This is a genomic window from Ileibacterium valens, assembly GCF_001945525.1.
Lineage (GTDB): Bacteria > Bacillota_I > Bacilli_A > Erysipelotrichales > Erysipelotrichaceae > Ileibacterium > Ileibacterium valens.
The window spans coordinates 1-935 of the sequence record NZ_MPJW01000053.1 but is presented as its reverse complement, the minus strand read 5'-3'; the positions used below and the strand labels follow the sequence as shown (position 1 = coordinate 935).

At 47.2% G+C, this 935-nt stretch carries 1 protein-coding gene; it reads left to right on the top strand.

Features of this window, described 5'->3' with window-relative positions:
* Positions 1-41: 41 nt before the first annotated feature.
* Positions 42-899 (top strand): IS66 family transposase zinc-finger binding domain-containing protein, encoded by an 858-nt coding sequence (locus BO222_RS01505; RefSeq protein WP_075817743.1) that lies wholly within the window; start codon positions 42-44, stop codon positions 897-899.
* The last annotated feature ends 36 nt before the right edge of the window (positions 900-935 follow it).

Here is a 935-nt window from a genome sequence, read left to right as displayed (position 1 = left end):
TAAATAAACTGTTTTATGGTATAATGTAATGGGTGAATACTATGCCAGAAAACAGCTCAGCAGACACATCTAACATCTCTTCAAATCCGCTCTTTCAGCAGCTGGTTAAGATCAGCCGGCAGCTGGATCAGGCTCTGGAAGACAGCCGGAAAAAAGATGATATCATCCGCTCACTGACGGAAAAGATCGATGTTCTTACTGAACAGGTTGATGCAGCCAATACAACGATCGCTTCTCTGACTGAGCAGATCACTCTGATGGCGGCTCAGCGCTACGCAAAGAAATCGGAGAAACGTTCCAGTGACAACAAGAAGAAAGATGATGACGACAGTAATGATTCTGACTCCACTCCTTCTTCTGGTTCCGCTCCTGAATCCGACTCTTCCAAAAAGCTGAACACTCATCGGCCTGTTAAGAAGAACCGAACCAGAAAGCCCAAATCGACGCTGAAAGAAATGATTGAACGCATGGGTATTGATGTGGAAAAGGTTGTAAGAGAACTCGATGAGGACAAAAGGTTCTGCGAATACTGTGGTCATGAGCTCATTCCGTTTGGAGAAAAGCATCTGCGTTACGAGCTTAAGGTTGAACTTCCCAGACTCAGAGTCATTGAGTATGTGGGTGTGACTTACGGCTGCCCTGACTGTCATGCAAAAGCTGCTGACAGTGACACTCCGCTCAGTGAATGCGGACTGTCTCCCGTTCAGGCCGAGGCTCCAAAGCCGCTTCTGCCCGGAAGCTGGGCTTCCTCCTCATTTCTTGCCATGGCGATCGCCTTCAAGATTCTCTATCAGATTCCCACCAATCTTCTGATTACGATGTTCAGAGAAATGGGAATGTTCAGCCTTATCCAAGAACTCGGTGGTCGCCGGATCATTTCAGTTTCGCAGGTACTTTAAACCGCTGTTTGAAAGACTCAGACAGATTCTGCTTGC

Excerpts from the sequence above, each read along its gene's own strand:
- BO222_RS01505 (WP_075817743.1), top strand. The coding sequence starts at position 42 with ATGCCAGAAAACAGCTCAGCAGACACATCTAACATCTCTTCAAATCCG.